The organism is Desulfobacter vibrioformis DSM 8776 (genome assembly GCF_000745975.1).
In the GTDB taxonomy this organism is placed as follows: domain Bacteria; phylum Desulfobacterota; class Desulfobacteria; order Desulfobacterales; family Desulfobacteraceae; genus Desulfobacter; species Desulfobacter vibrioformis.
In genome coordinates, this window is record NZ_JQKJ01000087.1 from 1 (window position 1) to 1,057 (window position 1,057).

The 1,057-nt window shown below is 43.2% G+C and carries 1 protein-coding gene; it reads left to right on the top strand.

Annotation, left to right across the window (positions count from 1 at the left end):
* Positions 1 to 718: 718 nt before the first annotated feature.
* Positions 719 to 1,045, top strand: coding sequence for an IS110 family transposase (locus Q366_RS19205; protein WP_035242459.1), 327 nt, complete (start codon positions 719 to 721; stop codon positions 1,043 to 1,045).
* Positions 1,046 to 1,057 lie beyond the last annotated feature (12 nt).

Here is a 1,057-nt window from a genome sequence, read left to right on the forward strand (position 1 = left end):
CCCCACCCCGGCCACCGGTGTATTCAGTGGACGCAAACCAGATACCGTTCCATGCACGATCTGCCTGAGAACCGCACCGGCAGTGGATAGAAAAACAGGTTCGGTTAGGCCGGAATGCGATGTCCATTTTGTTATCGCCGGTGAACACGGCCATCACCTCTGCCGGTTATGAACGGGCACCTGTATTTCAAGTGCCTGTTTTTAGAAGTTTTTTTTTATAACCCAAAAACGGGCACCTCTCTTCAGTCTCCAGTAACAATCTGAAATATGCAACGAAAAGACGGTTGCCGCCCGCTTGAAAAGCTAAACGCAGTTGCAAGCCTGCTATTCGGTTATGCTAAAAGCTCTTTGGGAATGGATGAAAGCACCATAGAAGGTATTGCAAATATAAACGTTCATGGCCGCCGCCGTTGGCCACCCCCAAACATGAAAATAGACAACCGCAGTCCATCTGTAATATAATATATTTCAAACGGTTAACGGGCGGAATAAAGGTTGATTTTTTTTATGGAGGTATAATCCCCGGGATATAAACTGATCTGTTTTTTTGGGACTCGAACCCCCAATTGTTTCATGCACGCTGTGCATAGAACGCATGGTAAAAAGATCCGTGTAGTCCTTAATCTTTAGGATAATGCGAGATTTGCCCCAAAAATCATCCGCCTTTTTTCCGATTTGAATATCTGTATCAATTCAGACAGAAAGGGGGTGATATTGAATGATATCTGCTATTGCAAAGTGTGTAGCGGGCTTGGATATCCATAAAGCAATTATTGTATGCACATTGCTGCAGGAAGATTCCGACGGTCAACTGGTAAAACAGACAAAGGAATATAAAACTTTTCGGCATGATATCCATAAGCTTGCAAAATGGTTAAAAACTTCGGATGTTGAACTCATTGTAATGGAAAGCACAGGGGTATATTGGAAGCAGACGTATGAAGCATTGGAAGACGAAGAACTGAAAGGTAAGCGCTCTATAAACCCCATCTTCCAGAGAGGTGTTTTTCATGAAATAGTGGGCCATCTTTTAACGAATAGATAAAAAGGATGCTTG

Coding starts and splice junctions, on each gene's coding strand:
- Q366_RS19205 (WP_035242459.1), top strand. CDS start 719: ATGATATCTGCTATTGCAAAGTGTGTAGCGGGCTTGGATATCCATAAA.